Here is a 24016-nt window from a genome sequence, read left to right on the forward strand (position 1 = left end):
TTCCTTACCATTTTGCCACCACTCTTTCTAATCTTTGAAGAACTCTTGTTCTTCCTATTAAATGAATGGTCTTTACTAAATCTGGCCCTTCAAATGAATCTGTTAATACTTTTCTTAAAGACATGTAAAACGGTTTTTTCTTAGGTTTTGATTCTTTCATAGCTTCTTTTATATTTTTTAATATTGTTTCTACTTTCCAATCAGGATCGTTTAATATTTTTTCATATATTATTTTTATAGTTGTTTTAACCCCTTCGGCTTCCAAAAATTCTTGTAATTCTTCATTCTCCAAATCTACATCGAAATCTTTTAAGAAAATTTCTAATTTTTCTGGAATTTGGGATAAATCTTCTACAGATTCTCTTACTATATCCACAGCTTCAGTAACCCATTTTTTATTATTTTCAAATTGTTCTTCAGTTAATAAACCTTTTTCAAGAATAAATGATTTCGAGAGTTTCACAATTCTATCAAGATTTGCCTGTCTAATATAAACTCCATTCATCCATTTTAATTTTTCATTGTCAAATATTGCTGGGCTTGAATTTACTCTATTTAAATCAAAGTTTTCTATCATTTCACTTAATGGCATTATCTCTTTTCCTTCAGGGTGAGACCAACCTAATAATGCAAGATAATTTACTAATGCTTCTGGTAAGTATCCTTTATTTCTAAATTCCTCCACAGATGTTGCTCCATGCCTTTTTGATAATTTCTTACCATCAGGACCTAAAATCATTGATACATGAGCAAATTCCGGAACTTTAACTCCAAATGCTTCGTATAAAGCAACTTGTCTCAACGTATTTGATAAATGATCATCTCCTCTTATTACATGAGTAATTTCCATTGTCATATCATCTATAACAACAGCATAGTTATAAGTTGGTAGCCCGTTACTTCTCATAATTATAAAATCACCAATTGCACCTTCACCAAATGTAACAGGTCCTTTTATTAAATCATTAATCGAAAATGACTTTCTTGGCATTCTGAAAAACACTACAGGTTTTAAACCTTTTTCTTCAAATTCTTTTTTTCTTTCTTCAGTGTTGTATGGTTCTAATAATTCATATGAATAATGTGGTGGTTTTCCTTCTTTTGTTAGTTTTTCTTTTATTTTTTCTAATTCTTCTGGATATACATATGAATAATATGCTTTACCATCATTAATTAATTTATCTGTCATTTGTTTATATATATAGGTTCTTTCGCTTTGTCTATAAGGACCGTATTCTCCTTTTACATTAGGTCCTTCATCCCAATCTAGACCCAACCATGTCAAAGCATCAATTAATTGCTCTTCAGATTCTTTTGTTGATCTTTCTATATCTGTATCCTCAATTCTTAATACAAAAATGCCATTATGTTTTTTTGCAAAAAGATAATTATATAATGCTGTTCTTGCTCCTCCCACATGTAAAAAACCCGTTGGACTTGGTGCAAATCTTACTCTAACGCTCATTTATATCCCTCCTAGTAATTTTGCTCTTGTATATGCTGCTATAGTTTTAGCATCAGTAATTATATTATTTAAAATCATTTTCTCAAATTCTTCTAATTTTATTTTTTTTACCTCTAAAAATTCATCTTCATCCAAATTCATTTCAGCATCTTCAAGATCTTTTGCTAAATATAAATGAATTATTTCATTAGAAAAACCTGGAGTTGTATAAATATATCCAAGATATTTCCACATATTTGCTTTTTTCCCTATTTCTTCTTCCAACTCTCTCTTCCCGCATTCTAAAGGTTCTTCTCCGGGTTCATCAAATTTTCCTGCAGGAATTTCTAATAATGTATTTTTTATTGGAAATCTGTACTGTTTTACTAAATATACATATTCATTTTCAACTGGTAAAACAGCTACAGCACCAGGATGTACAACAAATTCTCTGGTAGATTTTTTCCCATTTGGTAATTTTACTATACTTTTTCTTACATCTAACAAAACACCTTTAAATACTTTTTTTTCATTCAATTCTTTTTCTTCTAAATTCATATTTATTCCTCCAATTTTAAAACTAATACACTAATATCATCTATTGGGAAATTCCCATCTAAATATATATATAAAAGTTCATTTAATCTACTAATCACTTCTTCTGGATAAAAATATTTTTTTAATGTTAATGCTTCATAAAATTGTTTCTCATTAAATTCATCTACATCTAAAATTCCATCTGTATAGTAAAGAATTAATTCTTCTTTTTCTACTTTCTTTTTAGAAATATTTAAATTCATTTTATTAATTAATCCAACACCTGCTGGAAAGTTTTTGCTTTTTTCAAATTCTAATTTTTTATCTTTTAAAAAAATTATTTCTCTATGAGCTATATTAGCGTATTCTATTTCATTTTTTCCTATTATTGAAAAAATCCCTGTAAAATATCTACCATCAAAAAAATATTCTTTAGTATTATTTTCTAATTTTAAAATTATTTCTTTTAGATCTTTAACCTTTTCATATTTGATAATTTGCTCAATCTCCTGTTTAACAATTATAGATAATAGCGCTGAAGTAACCCCGTGACCAGAAATATCATAAATATAAGCAAATACCTTTTCATCATCTATTGATATTACTTCTAACATATCTCCTGATGTATTATGTGAAGATATATAAATATAATCAAATAAAACATGATTAATTTTTTTCGCTTTAGGCAAAAGATTTTTTTGAACACTTCTTGCTATTTTTAAATCTTTTTCATAATTTTCTAGTGTATCTATTAACTGTTTTTGCAGCTTATTATATTCATAATGTTTTTTTATCCTACTAAAAATTTCATATGGATGTGCTGGTTTAACTATATAATCTGACGCTCCATTTTGAAACGCCTCTTCTTTTAACCTAAAATCGTTATTTACAGTTAAAAAAATAATAGGAATATCATACATTGCCTTTATCTTTTTAGATATTTTAATACCGTTCATATCCGTAAAGTTTTCTTCTAATATAACAATATTTGGCTCAACTAAATGAGCCATTTTTATTCCTTCGACACCGTCTTTTGCTTCATAAACTTCAAACTTCTCATTAAAACCTATTTCTTCTAATATGTGTTTTTCATTAATAAAGGCATGCTTTAAAAAAGATCTATGATCTTCGTTTTCATCTATTATTAGTATCTTTATCATCTAGTTCTTCACCAGAAAATCCATATGGCAATAATTCTTTAACACTCATCACCTTAAAATCCTTCTTTAAATTTGTGAGAATTACTTCCTCAAATCCAAATTCTGCAATAACTTGTCTACATGCACCACAAGGACTTATAGGTTTATCGGTATCACCTATTACAACTAATGTTTCAAAATCTGTTTCTCCTTCAGAAACAGCTTTAAAAATAGCTGTCCTTTCGGCACACATAGATAAACCATATGAAGCATTTTCAATATTTGTCCCTGTATAAATTTTACCATTTTTAGTAATCAATGCTGCTCCTACTTTAAAATTTGAATATGGAGAATATGAATTTTCCATAGCTTCTTTTGCCTTATCATATAGCAATTCAACCTTCTCTTGACTTGTTTTCATTTAAATCCTCCTTAATAGTTATCTTTACTTTATCAATCTTATTTTTCGATACAGATACTATTTCAAACGTAACACCATCTAATGTTATTTTTTCTCCTGCTTTTGGAAATCTCTCAAATTCTTCTAATAATAAACCACCTATAGTTTCAAAATCTGTTTCAGGTAGTTCTAAATCTATTTCTCTTTCTATATCATTTATTGGCGTTGTCCCATTAGCTAAATAAACATTTTTCCCTAATTTCACAATATTTATTTCTTCTGAAACAATATCATATTCATCTAAAATTTCACCTGTCAACTCTTCCAATATATCTTCCAAAGTTACTAATCCAGCTGTTCCTCCATATTCATCAACTACAATGGCCATATGAGTATGTTTTTCTAAAAACAACTTCATAACATCTCTAACTTTCATCGTTAAAGGTATAAATTCTACCTTGTGCATAATATTTTTTATATTTGTTTTTAAAACTTCTTCATTCATTCCTTCATCCTGAAGAAGTTTAAATATATCTTTTGCATAACAAACACCTATTACATTGTCAATAGATTCTTTATATATTGGAATTCTCGAATATCCTTCTTCGTTAATTATTTCAATTAATTCCTTTACTGTATCTTCTTCAGACACAGCTATTATATCAACTCTTGGAGTCATTATTTCCTTAACAGATATTTCTTTTAATTCTAATCCTCTTTTCATTATAAACTTTTCATCTTTTTCTATAACCCCTTCTTCGTGACCAATATCTAGATAATTTATAATTTCATCTTCAGTAATAAACGGTGCTTCGCTTATTTTTTCTCCTCCAAAAAGCTTTATAAAAAAATTTGAAATGTTTACTAATAACCATATAATAGGTTTCAATATATATGTTAAAAATGATATTATTGGAAAAATGATATTAAAAAATTTTTCTGCATTTTCTCTAGCATAAACCTTTGGAGTAATTTCTCCAAAAATGAGAATCATTAAAGTCAATACACCTGTAACTATACCTACAGCTTTTCCGGCACTACCTGGAAATAATTCAATAATAAATGCTGTTGTTAAAGAAGAAACTAAAATGTTTACCAGATTATTCATTACAAGTATAGTCGTTAACAGTTGGTTTGGATGATGCAAAAAGTTATGCAATTTTTCCCTAGTATTTTCGTCATCTTCATTTTCAATTAAGTCTTTTACTTTTAGTCTACTCATAGATGTTAAAGCTGTTTCAGATGCTGAGAAAAATGCAGATAAAAATAACAAAGATACAATTTCTAAAATCATAATAAGTATCTGCTTATAACTACTGGGGTCTTCCACTTAAATTCCTCCTATCGCAATTTTTTAAACCCATAACCCAAAGCTTCAGAATTTTGTATTATACTTATAAAGGCTTCATCATCAATGTTTTTTATTATTCTTCTCAATTCGCCTATTTCTCTCCTTGTTAAAACCACCATTAAAATTTTTCTTTCCTCTAATGTGTAACCACCTTCACCTTCTAATATGGTTACTCCCCTATCTAAATCGTTTAATATTCTTTCTTTTATTTTATCATATTTTTTACTTATTACAAACACAGTTCTTGTAGCTTCAAAACCTTCAACTACAGTATCTATCATCTTTGATGTAACAAAAATAGTTATAACACCAAACATAGGAACTATAGGATTAATTAAAAAAGCTAACATTGTAACAAAAGTGTCAACTATTAAAAGCCCTTTTCCAGTGGATATATGAAAATATTTGTTTATTATCATCGCTATAATATCTGTACCACCTGTAGAAGCATTCCTCCATATAACTAATCCAAGACCTACTCCTGCTAATACTCCCCCATATATAGAACTAATTAATAAAGGATCAATCCTAAATGGAGAGTTTAGCAATAAATCCTTCATCATTGTATCCAGATGTAATACCTGTTCAAAATAATCAATTAAAAAAGATAATAAGGTTGCAGAATAAATGCTTTTAAATCCAAACCCTATTCCTAAAAGCCAAAAACCTAGGGCAAATAAAAAGATATTATAAATTAACATTTGTAAACCTAACCACCAACCAAATAAATTCTTTAACACAATAGCTAGACCACTAACACCACCAGCTACAATAGAAAAAGGGTCAAGAAATAACACTATACCCAAAGCTGTTAAAACTGTGCCTATAGTAATTATAATATAATTAACGCCTTCTTTTTTAAAATTAAAATTTTTTCCCAATTATTATTCCTCCAATTTTTTTAATTTTGCAATTTCTTTTAACAGTTTTTTCTCTCTTAATCCAGGTTTTTTGAATTTAACATTTATTTTAACATATAAATCTCCATATCTTCCTGTTCTAAAATCAGGTAATCCATGACCTTTTAAATTTAAAATTGTACCTGGATTTGTTCCTTCTGGAATCTTTAAAGTTGTTTTTCCATTTAATAATTCTAGCTCTATAGTAGCTCCTAATAATGCTTGAACATAATCTATATCTATTGTTGTTTCTAAATTATTTCCATTTCTAGTAAATCTTGGATCTTTTCTAACATTAACTTTTATAATTAAATCTCCAGCTGGGCCACCATTTTTACCATCATTTCCTTTATTTGGAATTCTAAATGTATAACCATCTTCTACTCCTGTCGGAATAGTAATATCTAAACTTTCTCTTACAATTACCTTTCCACTTCCATGACAAACATTACATTTCTCGCTAATTATTTTTCCCTCTCCATGACACGTTGGACATTGATAATTTCTCACAAAAACACCAAAAAATGTTCGTTCTTCTTCTTTTATTGTTCCAGCACCATTACATCTTGGACATGTAGTAAAACTTGTTCCATTTTTTGCTCCTGTTCCATTACATGCAGTACATTTTGCGTATCTATCATACTCAATATGCTTCTTTATATCATTTAAAACATCTTTTAAATTTACGGTAATTGAAAAGAATTTATCTTCACCTTTCACAGGTGGTTTACTTGTTCTTCGCCTTTTTTGCGATGATGTACTGCCCCCCATAAACATATCAAAAATATCCGAAAAAGTTCCTCCAAAATCTCCAAAATTTCCAAACAAATCCTCGAACAGATCTTCAAATCCACCTCTTCCTCCGCCTTGGCTTGGAGGTGGCATCCCATTTTCCGGAACAAATCCAAATCTATCGTATAATGCTTTCTTTTGCGGGTCACTTAAAACCTCATAAGCTTCTTGAATTTCTTTAAACTTTTCTTCTGCTACACCTTTATTTTCTTGATGTCTATCTGGATGCCATTTTTTTACCAATTGTCTATATGCTTTTTTTATTTCCTCAGGTGTTGCATTTCTCGAAACACCTAATATTTCATAATAATCTTTCTTTCTTTGATTCAAAACTATTCACCCCTTTCTTCATTTTCTTTAATATCTCCAGAGTCGTCTTTTTCTCCTTTTTCTCTTATTTCTCCTTTTTCCACATCTTTAGGTTTTATAGCAACTTTAACCTTTGCCGGCTCAATAATCTTTCCTTCTAATTTTATTCCAGGAGATTCCACACTAAACACATGATACTCCTCTACTTCATTTGTTTCAACTCTCTCTATCGCATCATGTTCAAATGGGTCAAACTTATCGTTTTTTTGCGGAATAATAAATTCAACTCCTATATCTTCTATTGTCTTTACTAATGATTTATAAACCATTTCAACCCCTTTTGCAAATATATCAAGATTTTCCTGGTTATTCATTACAATAGAAAAGTTCTTATATATTGGTAAAATTTGTTTTATAACACTTTCTTTTGTTTCTTTTTTTATTCTTAATTTTTCTTTTTGAACAATATCCTTATAACTTTCAAAATCTACTTTTAAATTAACAGCATAATTTTTTATTTTTTCATATTCTTCCATTAATTTTTCCTTTTCTCCTTTTTGATTTTCTAATTCTTTTTTTAATTCTTCTATTTCTTTTTTCAATTCTTCCATATCTTTATTTAATGCCTTTTCAGATTCTTTTATTTCCTTATTTTTTCCTTCTGATTTCTTCTTTTTGTATGGCATTGTAATCCCTCCTTACAAGTTTTTTGATATAATTTTTGATAATCTAGAAGTGTATTCTTTTAAAATAGAGTATATTTGTCTGTAATCACTATATTTAAATGTCAATAATGCAATTTTCCCTAAAGGATTGACATTATGACAATATGAAGTTTCTATCAATACAAAATTTTTTAATTCTACAATTTTAAACTCACTACCTATAGTCGCTTTTATCTCTACATCAAAGGGCTTCATAGAAAGTAATTGAACCTTTATTTTATCTTCTTCTACTATTTTTGATAAAAAAAGGAGTTCCTTTGTATTAAAATAACCCGAAGAAATAACACGAGCTAATCCATTTACGATAAATTTATTTCTAAAAAATTCCTCTGCCAATAAGAATATTAAATTATATAAATTTACCAATCTAATATCTTGTTCCTTTTCTATTCGCTTGGTTTTTATTATATTAATAATTTCATGCATAGATTTTCCTATCAAACCTTCATTTAATATTTTTTCCAATTCTTTTGGTGATGGAAATCCATACTTTTCAACAGTTCTTGTAATAGATAATCCAAGATTAGTCATTAATGTAATTTGATAAAAATCATTTGTTAAATCAGAAACCACAGCTCTTGTAATATAAATATATCTCGAATCTGGCAGTTCTAAAATCACTAAACTATTAGTTAATTCTGAAAGGATTTTAGAAAATTTATCAAACATAATATTTATATCATAAAATTTATAGTCTTGAGGCAATTCAATGTTTTTACTTTTTACTGAAAAACTTTCCTTTATAGCTTCAAAATATAATCTCAATGCATTATCCGTAGGAATTCTTCCCGCACTAGAGTGTGGTTGAAATATTAAATTTAAATGTTGTAATTTTTGCATATCATTCCTAATAGTCGCGGAACTAACATTTAAATTTGATTTCTTCAAAATTTCTGATGAACTTATAGGTTTTTTTTCTTTTATAAAATTCTCTATAATAGAGAATAATACTGCTTTTTGCCTGCTGCTTAATTCTTTTGGCATTTTATCACTCCCTTTTTTTGAGTGCTAATTATATGATAACATAAAAAAAGGCTTGTAAAAAATTAATTATTGGTGTAAAATTAGTTAAGAAATGTTATTAAGGAGCGTGATAATATGGATGGCCATAAAATTATTTCAATCTTAAAAGACCTGATAATAGAGTATCATTTTCCATTGGATAAAAATTATACATTTTTCACCAATAATACAAATAAAATAAAACCGGGATCGGTTTTTGTTTGTATAAAAGGCACTTATTTCGATGGTCATGATTTTATAAAAACTGCCTTAGAGTATAAATCTGCTTTAATTATAGCTGAAAACCCGAAAAAAATATCATTAGACCATCCATATATTCTTGTTAGTGACACAAAAAAAGCTTATGCACTGCTTAATTATGCATATTATAACATAAATTTTGATGATTTTAATTTCATTGGTGTCACAGGAACTAATGGAAAAACAACAGTAATCTCATTAATCCATTATGTTTTGACGCAAGGAAATCAAAATAGTTCTTTAATAAGTACTGTTGGCATAAAATTAAATGATGAATTACTATATGAACCATACAATACAACACCAGGCGTTGATGAAATTGCAAGAATCTTAAACCTTTCAAAAGAAAGGGATATCAAAAATATTTGCCTTGAAGTTTCGTCTCATGCCATTGCACAAAAAAGAGTGTATAAAATACCATTTTCAATAGCTATTTTAACAAATATTACAAGAGACCATCTAGATTACCACAAAAATTTTGACGATTACAAAAAAACAAAAATGTCATTATTTAAACAATTAAAAAATACTGGATATGGAATTATAAATTTAGATTGTAATAATTTAGAAGATGTCCCTATAGAAAAAGATAATATTATTACATATGGTTTTAATAAAACTGCTGATTATGTTATTTCTGATGTTGATTATAATAATTCACAAATGAGTTTTATAATAACAGAACCCGATGGTACAGAAAATAAAATACACACACATTTAATAGGAGAATATAATGCTCAAAACATTACTGCGGCATTTATAGCCTTAAAATTGTTAAATATAGACAGTGAAATTATAAGGCATGGTTTTTTAACTTTTAATGGCGTCCCTGGAAGATTTCAGTTAGTTGAAAATACAAAAGATATAGAATATAAAGTTTATATAGATTTTGCTCACACCCCTGATGCTCTTGAAAAAGTATTAAAAAGTGCGCGAAAAATTACTAATGGAAGGATAATCCTTGTTTTCGGTGCAGGAGGTGCTGCTGATATAGGAAAAAGAAAAATTATGGGTAAAATTGCTTCAAAATATAGTGATTTGATGGTAATTACTGATGATGATCCTAAAGATGATGATCCCGATGAAATAATTGAACATATAATGGAAGGCGTTGATAAAGAAAAAACTTACATTATAATAAGAGACAGAAAAACTGCTATAAAAGCCGCTATAAGTTTTGCTTCAAGAGATGATGTTGTTCTTATCACAGGAAGAGGTCATGAAAAATTCCAATTATATGAAAACGGTAAAAAAATACCTTTTAATGATTATGATGTAGCATATGATGTTGTGCAAAAATTTAGAAAGGTGATGAAGCGATGAACGATACTCATTATGAAATAGATTCAAGAAAAATTATGGAAAATGATATTTTCATTGCTATTAAAGGAGAACATAATAACGGGCATGATTTTGTAAACGATGCATTTAAAAAGGGAGCTAAAACAGCTATTGTTGAAGAAAAAAGAGATTATTTAAAAGAAGTTATTTTAGTAGATAATGTTATTGATTTTATAAATGAAGAAGCATCAAAAAAACTAAAAAAATTTTCTAAAATAAGAATAGGTATTACCGGATCTAATGGAAAAACTACTACAAAGTTTTTCCTTTTTCACTTATTATCATATGGTTTTAAAGTTTTTACAACAGAAAAAAATTATAATACAGAAATAGGAATTCCATTAAGTATCTTAAATAATTATAAAAATCAATCTGTTTCTATTTTGGAAATGGGATTAAGAAATGAAAAAGATATAGAATATCTTTCAAAGTTTTATAATCCAAATATTTCCATTATTCTCAACATTGGAAGTTCACACCTTGAATTTTTTAAAACACGAGAAAAAATTGCAGAAGAAAAATTGAAAATTTTATCTTATTCAGAAAAACCTGGACTAGTATTTATTAACGGAGACGAACCATTATTAAATATAAAATATCCAAAAGATATAAAGGTCTTTAAATTTGGAGAAAATAATAAAAATGATGGTTATTTAATAAACTATGAATATTTAAATGGGAATACTCGTGTTTTTTATAATATTTATGGTGAAAATTTAATGCTTACTTTAACTGGAATATGGAATAAAGGGCAATTAATTGATGCTTTAGTCGCTTTAATGGTCTCACTTTATTTTGAAATACCGATTGATCCATTTTATATAGCCACATTTGAATTACCCGAAAAAAGATTTGAATTTAAAGAAATAGGAACATCAATAATTATAAATGATGCATATAATGCATCTAAAGAGTCTTTTTTCAGTGGATTTCATAGTATAAAAAAGATGAATGTAAAAAAGAAGAAAATACTCATTATGGGTGAAGTTCTTGAAATAGGCGAAAATTCTAAAAATTATCATGATGAAATTTTAAAAAATGCAAAAAATATCTTTGAAGAGATCTATTTTTACGATCCAGAAAATAAATTTAATTATGAATATACACTAAAAAATAAAAATGATGTCTTTGATATTTTAAAAAAGGAAAATTCATTAATTTACATAAAAGGCTCTAATGGAACAGGCTTATGGCATATTGTTGACGATTTTTTAAAAACCTTTCTTTAATTAAAAAACTCTTTTAGATTTTAAATATTATTAAGGAGGAAAAGATGTTATTATTATTAACCTTTATTATAATTTTTATAGAATTTATGCTATATCCAAAATATATAGAATGGGCAAGAAAAAAGCAATTTGGTCAATATATACGTCCAGAAGGTCCTGATCTCCACGGTTATAAACAAGGTACTCCAACCGCAGGTGGAATTATATTTATTCCAACTCTATCACTTTTAAATTTCATAGGTTATTTGTTTTTTAAAGAAATTATTTTTGTATATATTGCAGTTACAGCATTATTATTTGGTTTTATAGGATTTTTTGATGATTTTAGTTCAATATTGAAAAAAAATGCTATGGGGTTAACTCCAAAAAGAAAATTATTATTACAAATGCTATTTTCTATATTGCTATTTTTCTTATTTACCAATACAAACAGTACTCATACTTTATTTATCCCATTTGCGAAATATACATTAAATATTAATTCAAGAATATACTTCTTATTTTATATTTTTTTGTTCACAGGTTTTTCAAACGCAACAAATCTAACAGATGGACTCGATGGATTAGCTGGTGGCACTTTTGTTACCTCTGCAATATTCACAATTTTAATCGGTGTATTATTCTTTAATGCGCCAATATTTTTGTTATTTTCTGTCGTTTTACCAATAACTATATTTCTTATTTTTAATGTAAAACCTGCAAAAGTTTTTATGGGAGATACCGGTTCTTTAGCTTTAGGAGCTATTTTAACAGCATTTGCCTCATATTATCATATAGAATTATTCCTAATATTTACAGGATTCATTTTTATAATAGAAACCTTAAGTGTCATTATTCAAGTTTCTTCTTTTAAATTAAGAGGAAAAAGAGTGTTTTTAATGTCACCTATACATCACCATTTTGAGTTAAAAAAATGGCCTGAAGAAAATATAACCTTTAGGTTTATAATCATCAATATAATTATTTCATTATTGGGACTTGGAGGTATTTTATGAAAATTTGTTTAGTGGGTTATGGCCTTAGTAATGAATTTTTATTAAAAAATATATTATTAAAAGAAGAAGATGACATCTATATTAGTAATAATAAACCTTTTTCAGACAAAGATATTATTTTCTTTGAAAATAATAATATTTTATACGAAGAAAAACATGGTGAACTTTTAAAAAAAGCTGATTTAGCTATTTTAAGTCCTGGCATTCACCCAAAAAGTTTACCCATAAAAATTATTAAAGAAAAAAATATTCCTTTTACAACAGAAATTGAATATTCATGGAAAAAAATTAAAGAAAAAAATCCAAAATCTATTTTTATTGCAGTAACAGGTACAAATGGCAAATCCACAACAACAGAACTTATTGGACATATATTAAAAGGTTCTTATAATGTATTCATTGGTGGAAATATTGGAACTCCACTTTCCGCAGCAGACTTTAATAGTGAAATATATGTAGTAGAAATTTCGAGTTTTCAATTATTTTGGGGGCAAAAATTCATTCCGGAAATTTCTGTATTAATAAACTTAATGCCAGATCATTTAGATTGGCATTCATCTTTAGAGGAGTATTATAATACAAAAATAAATTTAATAATAAAAACACTTAATAACAATGGTTTGGGATTTGTTAATAAGAACCTAAATTCATATTTTAATTTTAACAATAAAAATTTATTCTTTTTCGGGGAAAATAGCGATTATATATGGAAAAATAACATGATAGAAACTAAAAATAATATTAACATAAAAATAAAAAATGAATCCCTAAATTTGAGTATTTATAGAGAAGATGTGTTGGCTGCTGCTGCTGTTTCTTTAAACCTTGATATTTCAAAAGATATCATAGAAGAAAAAATACGTTCATTTAAAACATTAGAGCATAGATTAGAGTTTGTTGGCGAATATAAAGGTATTAAATTTTTTAATGATTCAAAGGCTACAAATGTTCATGCTGCATTCTCTGCTTATAAATCATTTAGAGGCAAAAAATATATAGCTTTATTATCAGGAAGACCTAAAAACGAGGATATGAGAGACTTTCTAAAAGAATTACAAAATAATGCACAAAAAACTATTGTATTTGGAGAAATGGTAGAGGAAATAAAAAAATATACTTTTTTTACTAATTTTATTATAGAAAAAGATTTAAAATCTGCAATTAAAACAGCATTATCTCTATCAAAAGAAAATTATCATATAATTTTATCACCTTCAGGTTCAAGTTATGATTTATTTAAAAATTATAAGGAAAGAGGAAAAGCTTTTAAAAAAGAAGTATACAAATTAATGGAGATGGTATAGTGAAAAACCCTCAGATATTAAAAAATAGAGCTATATTATTTATAGTTGCCGTTGGTATGGCATTAGTTTTAGGAACATTTTTCGTTTATAGTTCTTTAAAAGCTATGGAATATACATTTTCATCTATGCAAATTGACCGAATGTTTCAAAAACATATAACAACTATCTTAATTTCCTCCTTTTTTGGCTTTATTACTTTTATATTATCAAAATATATTACACAAGGAAAACATATAATGAATCTTATTTTCTTATTTTTTACCATATTACTGGTATTAGCTTTAACCCAAAATCCTATTAATGGTACAAAAAGATGGTTAACTCTTTTAGGATTTCAAATTCAACCATCAGAATTTATGAAATTATTTTTACCTTTATACTTATCATGGTACTATTATAAAATTAAGGAAAAAAAATATAATTTTGTTCTAGGTATAATTATTCCTATGCTAATAATTTTTTTCGAAATAGGATTAATATTTATAGAACCAGATTTGAGTTCTTCAATAATGATTTTCATAATTGCTATACTTACTATTTTTGTAAACGGTGTAAAAAATATTCATTTTTATCTAACCATATTCCTAATTGCTATAATTGGCATATTTATTATTACAAATACAAATTTTCTCCAAGGATATCAAAAATCTCGTTTAGAAAAATTCACAAATAAAGAAGAAAATTATCAATTACAACAGTCTTTAGATGCTATTTCTAATGGCGGATTATTCGGTTCCGGAACCTTTATAGGAGAAGAAAAATACTACGTTCCTTACTCATATAGTGATTTTATCATTGCAGTAATTGGAGAAGAATGGGGAAAACTTGGAATAATAATGGTTATAACTCTGTACTTTTTAATATCAAGAGAATTAATTTTAATTTCTAATTATATAAAAATTTCTGCTGCACGTAATTTTATGGTTGTCTTTGCATTTTGGATATTCTTTCAGAGTTTTATTAATATAGGTGTTTCTGTAGGAATGTTGCCAACAACAGGTGTTACTCTACCTTTAATGAGTTATGGAAATTCCTCTCTACTCATCACTTTGGTCTCTATAGGATACATAATGGGTATGATTTATTATGAAATAGTAGATGAAAAAAATATTACCGATGAAGCGAAGAACATAGAAAAGGTGGAAAAAACAGATGAGGTATAATATTGTAGTATCAGGAGGAGGAACAGGTGGGCATTATTATCCCGCTTACTCAGTAATAAAAGAATTGGAAAAACAGATTGAGTTTAATTTAACATATTTTACTATTTATAATAGATTGGATTATTTTAAAGTCCCTGAAGATTTTCCAAACGCCAAAAATATTCCTTTAAAAGTAAAAGGCTTAATAAGACCTCTGTACTCAATAAAAAATATCAATATACTGTTAAATACATATAAAAATTATTTACGCATAAAAAAAATAATGAGGAAAAATAAACCTGATTTTGTAATATTAACTGGTGGTTATGTTACCGTACCTGTTGGATTAGCCGCAAAAGATTTAAATGTACCTATATTTATTCTTGAACAAAACAAAATTATGGGTGTTGCTAATAAAGTTTTAAGCAAATATGCAAAAAAAATATTTCTTACATATAAAAACACAATAGGTAATAAATATATTAACAAAAGTATGGTATGTGGTAATCCTTTAAGAGTGCCCGAAACCATCAATAGAGAAAAACTATTAAAAGAATTAAGTTTTGATTATAACAAACCCTTAGTCACTGTTTTTGGCGGAAGCCTTGGTTCAGAATTTATTGACAATCTTATGATTGAGGTTTATAATAAAATTACTACCGTCAATTTTATTCATGTATCAAAAAAATTAATATCAAAATGGCCAAATGTAAAAACTTTTAAATACCTTAATAATTTAACTGAATATCTAGCAATTAGTGATATGGCCATTAGTCGAGGTGGTGCAACAAGTTTATCAGAGATTGACTTTTTTGATTTACCTGCTATAATTATACCGTGGGGAAATTCGGCAGAAAATCAACAATTTTTAAACGCAAAAAGTTTTAATAGAGAAAATATACATATTATTACCGAAAATGACGCGAAATCACAAAATATAATTGATATAATTCATGGTATAAAGAAAAAATCTAATTATATTATCAAGAAAGAAAATCCCTCAAAAATCATTGTAAAAACAATTTTAGAATCTTTAGGAGGCGCCTAAAATGAAATACTTTTTTTCCGGCATTGGCGGAATAGGCATGAGTTCATTAGCTCTTTATTCCAAATATAAAGGGATTGATGTTAGTGGTTCAAATAATTCAGAAAGCGAAAGAACTCAATATCTTAAAACAAAAGATATTGATGTAAAAATAGGTCATTCAGAAAAAAATGTTTTAGATGCTGATCTAATAATAAAAAGTACTGCTATAAAAAACAATAATCCCGAAATTCAAAAAGCATTAAATTTAAATATTCCTATTCTAAATAGAATGGAGTATCTCAATTATATATTAAAAAGCAATTATAGTGTAGGTATTACTGGAACTGACGGAAAAACTACAACCACTGCCATGATTTCTCATATATTAAAAGAAGCTCTTGTAGATCCAACAGTATTTTTAGGTGGAATACACGGAAGTCTAGAAGATGGTAATTTTAGAATTGGTTCTGGTCCTATAATAAGCGAAGTTGATGAAAGCGATGGATTTATAAAAGATACTATTACCGATGTTTCTATAATTACTAATTTAAGACCTGACCATTTGGAACATTATGGAAATTCCTTTGAAAATCTTATCGATTCTATATATAACCATGCTTCAAATGCTCGGGATTTTGTATTGCTAAATGGAGATGATGCTATATTAGATAGTTTCTATGATAATTTAACAATAAAATTTGGATCTACCGATAAATCTGATTATTATTTTACCAATAGAACTCCTCATGGTTATTATCAAACATTCGATGTGAACTATAAAAGAAAATATATAGGAAGAATTAAAATGAATTTACCCGGTATTCATTATGCTTATGATGCAATAGCAGCAATTGCCTATGCTCTAGAAAGTGGTATTAATTTTGAAAAAATCAAAAATGCTTTTGAAACATTTAATTCCGTAAATAGAAGATTTAATGTTCTATTTAAAAATAGTCATATCTTTGTTGTAGATGATTATGCACATACTCCAGAAGAAGTTGAACATACAATAAAAGCTGCAAAAGAGTATTTCCCTAATTCTAAAATAGTCGCTATATTTCAACCACACAGATATACTAGATTATTTAGACATTATAAAAAATTTAGTCAGGTATTAAAAAGCGCTGATAAAGTTTTTGTATATAGAATATATTCAGCATTTGAAGATCCTATAGATGGCGTAGATGAATTAAAGATGGCAAAATTAATCGAAAATTCCGAATTTATAAATTCCGAAAATGATATGATAGATAGGATACTTGATTTAGATGATGGTGTTTTTCTATTTTTAGGCGCTGGTGATATTACAAATGTTGCAAAAAAAATTAGCTCAATCTTTTCAAAAAAATATGAAAATGTAATATAAAAAGGCTCCCAAAAGGGAGCTTTATTCAACTTCTTCAATTGTATCAATTATTTTAACAATTTTATCGAGCTTAGTCATTTCAAAAACTTTCCTAACCTGTGGTTGCAATCCTACAAGAATTAATTCTTTCTTTAAATTTCTTGACTCTTTTAATAAACTTACTATAGCCCCTAACCCTGCACTATCTATATATGACACAGCGGACATATCAATAACATATTTAGTGTAAGATAGTTCTGTCAACTTTTCTTTTGTTTTTTGTTTAAATGTAGCAGAATGATAAGCATCTATTTCTCCTTCTACTTTAATTAAATAATACTTATCCTTTTCTGAAAAATCTACTGTAAAATCCATTGTAACACCTCCATTTATATACTTTCATATTATAATTTAATTATAACATAATTAAATTATTTTACAAAGTAATAATTCCACAGTATACAATACATACTTTTTAATAACAAATTGATTTTTTTAAAAAAAGAATTGATTTTTTTAAAAAAATATGGTATATTATTTTTATAAATACAATTTATATATAAATTATTTTAAAGGGGTGAGTGTGATGAAATTTTTAGCTTTAGTATTTATATTAATTGGATTAGCAATTATTTTATCGGTTTTTTGGGGATATACTTTAACTTTTTGGAAAACACTGGAGTTTATTCTAGGTATAATTATTATATACTTTGGATTTCATCCAAAACAGGAAGTAAAAATTAAAAAAGGGAAAAAAGAAGTAATTTTAAATGGAGTTGAAGCTGAAGGAGTAATTGATGATATTCTAGAAACTCAGCAAGGTTGGTTTTTTAAAGGATTAAAAATTTTTCATAGAAATTTTAAATTAAAGTCTCTTATTTTTGGGTTAATTGCAGGAATATTTTTAATTTTAGACAGTTTAAATATTTTTGAAAAATCATTTAATTTTTGGGAAGTTATATTAGCTATTTTTGCATCATGGTTAATTGCTTCGGGGTTATCTGCAATTTTTTCAAGGAGGAAATAATATGGTTTTAGGAATAATTTCTATCTTAATAGGATTTTTAATATTTGCAAATTTAATTTTTAATATTTCTTTCACTTTGAGCATATTAATTGAATCAATATTAGCAATAATATTCATTTTTGACGGTTTGAAAATATTTAAAAAATTAAAAAGTGAAAATTTTGGGAATTTAATTTTTGGTATAATTCTAATAATTGATTTGCTTGATTTATTTAACTTTGATGCTTCCTTCGGAGAATTAATATTATTATTTATTGGGTCGCAGTTACTGGCTAATGGATTAATAGAATTATTCTTTAGAGAGAAATTACTAAAATTTTCACAAAATAAATTCATTCAAAACGAAAAAAACTTTGAATTAAAAAATGATTCTCCTCTAAAAATAATTGCTAATATAGATTGGAATAAATGTAATATAACCTCAACTTTTGAAAATGTTGTTAAAATTAACAGCGTATATAATAAATCTATTTTTAATCAAAAATCTATCTTTGAAAAAAATAATTTAATATTTGAAGAAAAATTAAGGATAAATTCTATTAATATTCCAGAAAGAGCTGAAACAGTTATTCACACTTCAGAGCATATAAATTCATCATTTGACATTTCAGCAAATGTAAGTGATGTCACTTTGGATTTGTATAATATTAAATCTAACTATATTAAAATAAATTCAAAAGCTTCAAAAATTCATTTGATACCATCTGCTAAAACTGATTCTATTATAGATATAAATATTCAAGTAAGTAATCTAACTCTAGAAATACCATCCAATGTATTTGTAGTAATTAATTATATTGGAGATCTAACTTTAAAAGATTTACAAAATTTTATTCAAAAAGATGATTCCACTTTGGTATCAAACAATTTTGAAAATTCACAATATACATGCGAAATAAACATTTCATCAGAGATGTCAAAAATTTCCTCTTTTATGAGTTAAAAATCATAGACAAATATATATTATGTGATATAATAATAAAAATATCATATAAGTAATATAAGGAGGAATTAAATGACATCAAAATCAAAGTCAATATTTCATCCTATAATTTTTTTACTCTTTTTTAGTATATCTTTATTCTCATTTTATTACCTAAACCAAAATAGATTCTTTCTATACACTAACTCGATTAAAAATTCTATAAGACTTTTAGTAAACACTATTTCTAATGAAATATCTTATGGATATTTTCAATGGAATGTTATGCTTGAAGCTATTGATAATAACGACATAAAAACATATAACGAACTATTCGATGAAATTAACTCTTTACACCCTGAATATATTGAAAAGATAAATATTATAGAAAGCAATAAAGTTGACTATTTTGATGATAAGTATTATTATATTCATGAAAATGATTCTCTTAAAATCATATTTAAAATATTTGATGATTATGGTGAAAAATATCTGAAAGATAAATTTGTGGAAATAAGTTTAAACTTTAAAAAATTATTAAATGATTTAGATACAAAAAATTCCATAAAACTTTCTAAAAATGGTTATGATTTCATATATGGTTTTAAGATTATTCCAATAAAATCCTTTTTAACTTTAGGACATTATATTAGTTCTCTTTCTATAGGTTTATTATTCGTATTATTATACATTTTAATTGCCTTTCATTCTATAAAACTTCATTACGAAACCATAGGATTATATAAATTAATCGATTTATATGAAAAACGAGACAAATATACAGCAAACCATTCAAAAAATGTTGCTATTATCAGTTATTTTTTAGGAAAAAAAATAAATTTAAAAAGAAATGAATTAAATACTTTAAAACATGCCGCTTTACTACATGACATTGGTAAAATAGGAATTCCTGAATATATTTTAAATAAAAACGGAAAATTAACTAATGAAGAATTTGAAATAATAAAAAAACATCCTAAAATAGGTGCTGAATTAATAAATGGTTTTGATGAACTAAAATATTTATCAAAATATATATTATATCATCATGAAAAGTTAGATGGTTCTGGATATCCCTACGGATTAGAAGAAAAAGATATTCCTATAATTTCTCAAATCATTACTATTGCAGATATATTTGAAGCTTTAATAAGTAATAGACCATATAGATACGGATTATCCCCAGAAAAAGCTTTAAAAATCATGGAAGAGATGCCTATTAATAAAAATATTTTAAATATATTAAAAAGCAATTATAACGAAGTATTAAAGCTTCTTCATAATATTAAAACATTAGAAGAATAATTACCGCATATGCGGTAATTTTTTTTAGGATAATGTAAAAAAAGAAAAGAAATATATTAATGAGTACTATCGCAGGAGGCGATTTAATGAATAGAGGATTATACATTTCAACAATGGGTATGTTATCTAATATGGCTCAACTGGACAAAATTTCAAACAATTTAGCAAATGCTAACACTGCAGGATATAAAAAAGATGAAATTATGTTCAAAGCATATCTCGAAAAGGAATTCAGAAATTATGACTCTACAGATATAAAAAAAGGAAATCATATTGGATATATGGAAACGGCCTTAATAGCAGATGAAACAAAACCAATTATCACACAAGGTCAAATAGAAGAAACAAATAATCCCTTAGATTTTGCTATCTTCGGAGATGGTTTTTTTAAAATTGAAAGAAATTCACAAATATATTATTCAAGAAATGGTGAATTTAAAAGAAATAATGAAGGATTTTTAATAACTTCTGAAGGAGATTTTGTTTTAGATTCAAATAATCAACGAATTCAAATTCCTGATAATTTCTCGGTAGATAGCGAAGGAACCATATATGATGGCTCTCAACCAACTGGACAAAAAATATCAGTTGTTAATCTTGAAAAACCTTCTAAATTCGGAATAAATCTCTTCACTGGAAATGAGGTAGCAGCAAGCAATTATAAAGTAATACAAGGTAGTATAGAAAAATCTAATGTTAATACTTTGAAAGAAATGATAAATTTAATTAATGCAAACAGAGCTTTTAGTATATTAGAAAAATCTGTTCAAACTCAGGATGCAATGACAGGAAAGGTCATCGAAAGCGCTCAAAGAATATAATAATATAATTTCAAGGAGGAAAAGAATATGTTAGTATCTCTTTATTCTGCATCAACTGGAATGATGGCACAACAAAGAAGACTTGATACAATTTCAAACAACTTATCTAATGTCGACACTACTGGTTATAAAGCTCAAAGGATTGAGTTTCAAGATTTATTATATACTCCAATAAAAGAAGCAGGAACTCCCACAGCTCAAAACTCCATGTTACCTACAGGAGAATATGTTGGTCATGGTGTAAGAATCGCAGCAACCAATAGATTATTTACACAGGGAAACATTGAACAAACAGGTGGAACATTTGATATGGCTATAATGGGTGATGGATTTTTTCAAGTTCAATTGCAAGATGGAAGAATTGCTTATACAAGGGATGGATCATTTAAAGTGGATGCTAATGGACGTCTAGTTAACTCAAATGGTTTGCTTTTAGTTCCAAATATTACTATACCCACAAATGCCGAAAGTGTTAATGTTTCTCCAGATGGTATAATAAGTGCAAAACTACCTGATGGAACTGTTCAGAATGTCGGTAATTTAACACTTGTAAGGTTTGTCAATCCAGCCGGATTAAAATCTATAGGAAATAATTTATTTTTATCTACACCTGCATCAGGAGTTGCCACAGAAGGAATTCCAAACCAAGATGGATATGGTTCTATAGAACAAGGCTCGTTAGAAAAATCTAATGTTGATGTTGTAAAAGAAATGGTTAATATGATTGTAGCACAAAGAACTTACGACTTAAATGCAAGAGCAGTTCAAACCGCTGATGATTTCTTAAGAACTGTTGGTACATTAAAAAGATAATGGAGGATAATTTTATGAATATAAATTGGAATATTGTAATCGATTATTCCTTAAGAATAGGCATTAGTATATTCATATTAGTTTTATCAAGGATTTTTTCTAAAATATTTTATTCTTCATTATTAAAAATTGCTGAAAAAACAGGGAGAAGTTTATCTTATAAAAATACTTTAAAGGTTTTAATAAACATCGCAGTATATACGCTGGGTGGGTTTATAATTTTATCTTTGATATTTAAAGATTTTATGCCATTCTTAACCGGATTAGGTGTATCTGGTGTTATAATAGCTTTTGCAGTTCAAGAACCTTTAGCAAACTTCATCTGTGGAATTCTATTAATGTTTTCAAAAGCTATTAAAGAAGGAGATGCTATAGAAGTAAATGGTATTTCTGGCAGTGTTTCTCAAATAGATTTAAATCATACTATTTTGAAAACATTTGATGGAAAACTAGTAAGAATACCTAATAAAACCATGTGGAGTAGTTCTATTACAAACTATTGGCCATCAGAAATTAGAAGAAGTGAAGTAAATGTAGGAGTTTCATATAATACAGATTTAAATAAGTTTTTAGACCTAATAACAAATTACTTAAACAGTTCAGATTCAATTTACATAGATGAAAATCATAAACCATTTGTTTTATTTTCTGGATTTGGAAGTTCCTCAATAGATTTTTCAATAAAATTTTGGTTAAAAAAAGAAGACTTTTTTGAAGGCACCAAGAAAATTGCAACAGAAATATTTGGATTATTAAATAATAATGCCATAGAAATTCCATTTACACAAATAGATATTAAAATAAAAGGAAATGGTTGATACCATTTCCTTTTATTATATAACAGCTACTTTAGCAAGCAATTGTGGATTATCTAATAAAATACCTGCACCTTGAGCAACACACAGTTGAGGATTTTCTGCAACTGTTGTTTTTACACCTGTTTTTTCTTCAAATAATTGTGCTAATCCTCTTAAATTAGCTGCGCCACCTGCTAAATATATTCCATTTTTCAATATATCAGCTGATAATTCTGGTGGTGTATTTTCCAGAACATTTTTTGTTTTTTGAATAATTTCATTTAATACTCCTTCTATTGCTTCATAAATATCATCTGAATTAATTGTTCTAGAAGACGGCATTCCTGTAGCAATATCTTGCCCTCTTATTTCCAATTCCAATGTTTCAATATCTTTATGAGCTTTTCCAATTTCTTTTTTTAAATATTCAGCTGTTGCTTCTCCTATTAAAAATTTATATTTTCTCTTAATATATTTTATTATTTCTGTATCCATAGCTTCTCCAGCTAATTTTATTGATTCAGAAATAACACTTCCACTTAAACTTATTACAGCAATATCTGTAGTTCCACCACCCAAATCAACTATAAGATGACCATTTGGTTTTGTTATATCAAGACCAATACCTATAGCAGCTATAATTGGCTCTAAAACCAAAAATGCCTTATTTGCTCCAACCTTTTCTGCAGAATCTTTTACCGCTCTTCTTTCAACATCAGTAGTTCTTGCAGGAATACCTATTACAAGATTAGGTTTAGAAGGCAAAAAACCTGTTTTTGCTTCTTTTATAAAATATCTCAACAATTGTTCTATCAACGAAGGATATGCAATTACACCATCTTGCATTGGATGGATTATTTCAACACCGTGAGGCGTCTTACCTATCATTGCTTTAGCTTCGTTACCAAAAGCTATAACTGTATCTGTCAATCTATCAACTGCTACAACTGAAGGTTCATTAACAATTATACCTTCATTCTTTTTATATAATATAAATGTAGCCGTCCCTAAATCTATTCCAAGATCATGTTTTGCCATATTCTTTCCTCCCATATCATTTTCAAGTAATATTATACAAGAAAATATATA

At 26.9% G+C, this 24016-nt stretch carries 24 protein-coding genes; 13 read left to right on the forward strand and 11 right to left on the reverse strand.

All coding sequences use genetic code 11. The annotated features are described in order from the left end of the window. Positions 1–4: 4 nt before the first annotated feature. The 9 genes from gltX to ACYQ44_RS03120 are packed head-to-tail and all read right to left on the reverse strand — an operon-like array spanning position 5 to position 8580. Complete coding sequence (gltX, locus tag ACYQ44_RS03080) at positions 5–1465, reverse strand: glutamate--tRNA ligase (RefSeq protein WP_459995136.1); 1461 nt, start codon at positions 1463–1465, stop codon at positions 5–7. Beyond that, the gene (locus ACYQ44_RS03085) at positions 1466–2002 is read right to left on the reverse strand and encodes an NUDIX domain-containing protein (protein ID WP_459995137.1); all 537 of its coding nucleotides are present in this window, start codon (positions 2000–2002) and stop codon (positions 1466–1468) included. A 2-nt stretch (positions 2003–2004) separates the two neighbouring features. Further along, positions 2005–3141: a SpoIIE family protein phosphatase gene (locus ACYQ44_RS03090; protein WP_459995138.1), complete on the reverse strand. Its 1137-nt coding sequence runs from the start codon at positions 3139–3141 to the stop codon at positions 2005–2007. Next, positions 3116–3541: a cytidine deaminase gene (locus tag ACYQ44_RS03095; RefSeq protein ID WP_459995140.1), complete on the reverse strand. Its 426-nt coding sequence runs from the start codon at positions 3539–3541 to the stop codon at positions 3116–3118. Before ACYQ44_RS03095 ends, ACYQ44_RS03090 begins: the two co-directional genes overlap by 26 nt. Further along, positions 3516–4850 carry a hemolysin family protein gene (locus tag ACYQ44_RS03100; protein WP_459995142.1) on the reverse strand — a complete coding sequence of 445 codons (1335 nt, stop codon included), beginning with the start codon at positions 4848–4850 and terminating at the stop codon, positions 3516–3518. Before ACYQ44_RS03100 ends, ACYQ44_RS03095 begins: the two co-directional genes overlap by 26 nt. An 11-nt stretch (positions 4851–4861) precedes the next feature. Next, positions 4862–5752, reverse strand: coding sequence for a YitT family protein (locus ACYQ44_RS03105; RefSeq protein WP_459995143.1), 891 nt, complete (start codon positions 5750–5752; stop codon positions 4862–4864). 3 nt (positions 5753–5755) lie between these two features. Continuing rightward, on the reverse strand, positions 5756–6892 hold the full coding sequence (dnaJ, locus tag ACYQ44_RS03110; protein WP_459995145.1) for a molecular chaperone DnaJ: 1137 nt from the start codon (positions 6890–6892) through the stop codon (positions 5756–5758). A gap of 2 nt (positions 6893–6894) precedes the next feature. Then, positions 6895–7557 carry a nucleotide exchange factor GrpE gene (locus ACYQ44_RS03115; RefSeq protein WP_459995146.1) on the reverse strand — a complete coding sequence of 221 codons (663 nt, stop codon included), beginning with the start codon at positions 7555–7557 and terminating at the stop codon, positions 6895–6897. 12 nt (positions 7558–7569) lie between these two features. Continuing rightward, complete coding sequence (locus ACYQ44_RS03120) at positions 7570–8580, reverse strand: HrcA family transcriptional regulator (protein WP_459995148.1); 1011 nt, start codon at positions 8578–8580, stop codon at positions 7570–7572. A gap of 114 nt (positions 8581–8694) precedes the next feature. Between ACYQ44_RS03120 and ACYQ44_RS03125 the strand changes: the two genes are divergently transcribed. The 7 genes from ACYQ44_RS03125 to murC are packed head-to-tail and all read left to right on the forward strand — an operon-like array spanning position 8695 to position 17263. Further along, a complete protein-coding gene (locus ACYQ44_RS03125) occupies positions 8695–10182 on the forward strand; it encodes a UDP-N-acetylmuramoyl-L-alanyl-D-glutamate--2,6-diaminopimelate ligase (protein WP_459995149.1) in 1488 nt (495 codons plus the stop codon). Further along, positions 10179–11429, forward strand: coding sequence for a UDP-N-acetylmuramoyl-tripeptide--D-alanyl-D-alanine ligase (locus ACYQ44_RS03130; RefSeq protein ID WP_459995152.1), 1251 nt, complete (start codon positions 10179–10181; stop codon positions 11427–11429). The genes ACYQ44_RS03125 and ACYQ44_RS03130 overlap by 4 nt, the downstream gene beginning before the upstream one ends. A 44-nt stretch (positions 11430–11473) precedes the next feature. Next, on the forward strand, positions 11474–12424 hold the full coding sequence (mraY, locus tag ACYQ44_RS03135) for a phospho-N-acetylmuramoyl-pentapeptide-transferase (protein ID WP_459995154.1): 951 nt from the start codon (positions 11474–11476) through the stop codon (positions 12422–12424). Continuing rightward, positions 12421–13728, forward strand: coding sequence for a UDP-N-acetylmuramoyl-L-alanine--D-glutamate ligase (gene murD, locus ACYQ44_RS03140; protein WP_459995155.1), 1308 nt, complete (start codon positions 12421–12423; stop codon positions 13726–13728). Before mraY ends, murD begins: the two co-directional genes overlap by 4 nt. Next, a complete protein-coding gene (locus ACYQ44_RS03145) occupies positions 13728–14891 on the forward strand; it encodes an FtsW/RodA/SpoVE family cell cycle protein (RefSeq protein WP_459995156.1) in 1164 nt (387 codons plus the stop codon). Before murD ends, ACYQ44_RS03145 begins: the two co-directional genes overlap by 1 nt. Then, positions 14881–15918, forward strand: a complete 1038-nt coding sequence (locus ACYQ44_RS03150; RefSeq protein WP_459995157.1) for a UDP-N-acetylglucosamine--N-acetylmuramyl-(pentapeptide) pyrophosphoryl-undecaprenol N-acetylglucosamine transferase — start codon at positions 14881–14883, stop codon at positions 15916–15918. Before ACYQ44_RS03145 ends, ACYQ44_RS03150 begins: the two co-directional genes overlap by 11 nt. A 1-nt stretch (position 15919) precedes the next feature. Then, on the forward strand, positions 15920–17263 hold the full coding sequence (gene murC / locus ACYQ44_RS03155; RefSeq protein WP_459995159.1) for a UDP-N-acetylmuramate--L-alanine ligase: 1344 nt from the start codon (positions 15920–15922) through the stop codon (positions 17261–17263). Positions 17264–17284: 21 nt separating this feature from the next. Here the strand turns inward: murC and ACYQ44_RS03160 are convergent, their stop codons facing one another. Next, the gene (locus tag ACYQ44_RS03160; protein WP_459995160.1) at positions 17285–17617 is read right to left on the reverse strand and encodes an STAS domain-containing protein; all 333 of its coding nucleotides are present in this window, start codon (positions 17615–17617) and stop codon (positions 17285–17287) included. A 211-nt stretch (positions 17618–17828) separates the two neighbouring features. Between ACYQ44_RS03160 and ACYQ44_RS03165 the strand changes: the two genes are divergently transcribed. The 6 genes from ACYQ44_RS03165 to ACYQ44_RS03190 all read left to right on the forward strand — a co-directional run bounded on the left by ACYQ44_RS03165 (position 17829) and on the right by ACYQ44_RS03190 (position 22948). Then, positions 17829–18269, forward strand: coding sequence for a hypothetical protein (locus ACYQ44_RS03165; protein ID WP_459995161.1), 441 nt, complete (start codon positions 17829–17831; stop codon positions 18267–18269). 1 nt (position 18270) lies between these two features. Next, positions 18271–19212, forward strand: a complete 942-nt coding sequence (locus ACYQ44_RS03170; RefSeq protein ID WP_459995162.1) for a hypothetical protein — start codon at positions 18271–18273, stop codon at positions 19210–19212. Positions 19213–19284: 72 nt separating this feature from the next. Continuing rightward, positions 19285–20496, forward strand: a complete 1212-nt coding sequence (locus ACYQ44_RS03175; protein WP_459995163.1) for an HD-GYP domain-containing protein — start codon at positions 19285–19287, stop codon at positions 20494–20496. Between the two features lie 86 nt (positions 20497–20582). Beyond that, positions 20583–21317, forward strand: coding sequence for a flagellar hook-basal body protein (locus ACYQ44_RS03180; RefSeq protein WP_459995164.1), 735 nt, complete (start codon positions 20583–20585; stop codon positions 21315–21317). Between the two features lie 27 nt (positions 21318–21344). Continuing rightward, positions 21345–22130: a flagellar basal-body rod protein FlgG gene (gene flgG / locus ACYQ44_RS03185; RefSeq protein WP_459995166.1), complete on the forward strand. Its 786-nt coding sequence runs from the start codon at positions 21345–21347 to the stop codon at positions 22128–22130. A gap of 14 nt (positions 22131–22144) precedes the next feature. Next, positions 22145–22948: a mechanosensitive ion channel family protein gene (locus ACYQ44_RS03190; protein WP_459995168.1), complete on the forward strand. Its 804-nt coding sequence runs from the start codon at positions 22145–22147 to the stop codon at positions 22946–22948. Positions 22949–22963: 15 nt separating this feature from the next. On the opposite strand, the gene mreB is transcribed toward ACYQ44_RS03190, so the two are convergent. After that, on the reverse strand, positions 22964–23965 hold the full coding sequence (gene mreB, locus ACYQ44_RS03195) for a rod shape-determining protein (protein WP_459995169.1): 1002 nt from the start codon (positions 23963–23965) through the stop codon (positions 22964–22966). Between the last annotated feature and the right edge of the window lie 51 nt (positions 23966–24016).

The organism is Marinitoga arctica (assembly GCF_054657315.1).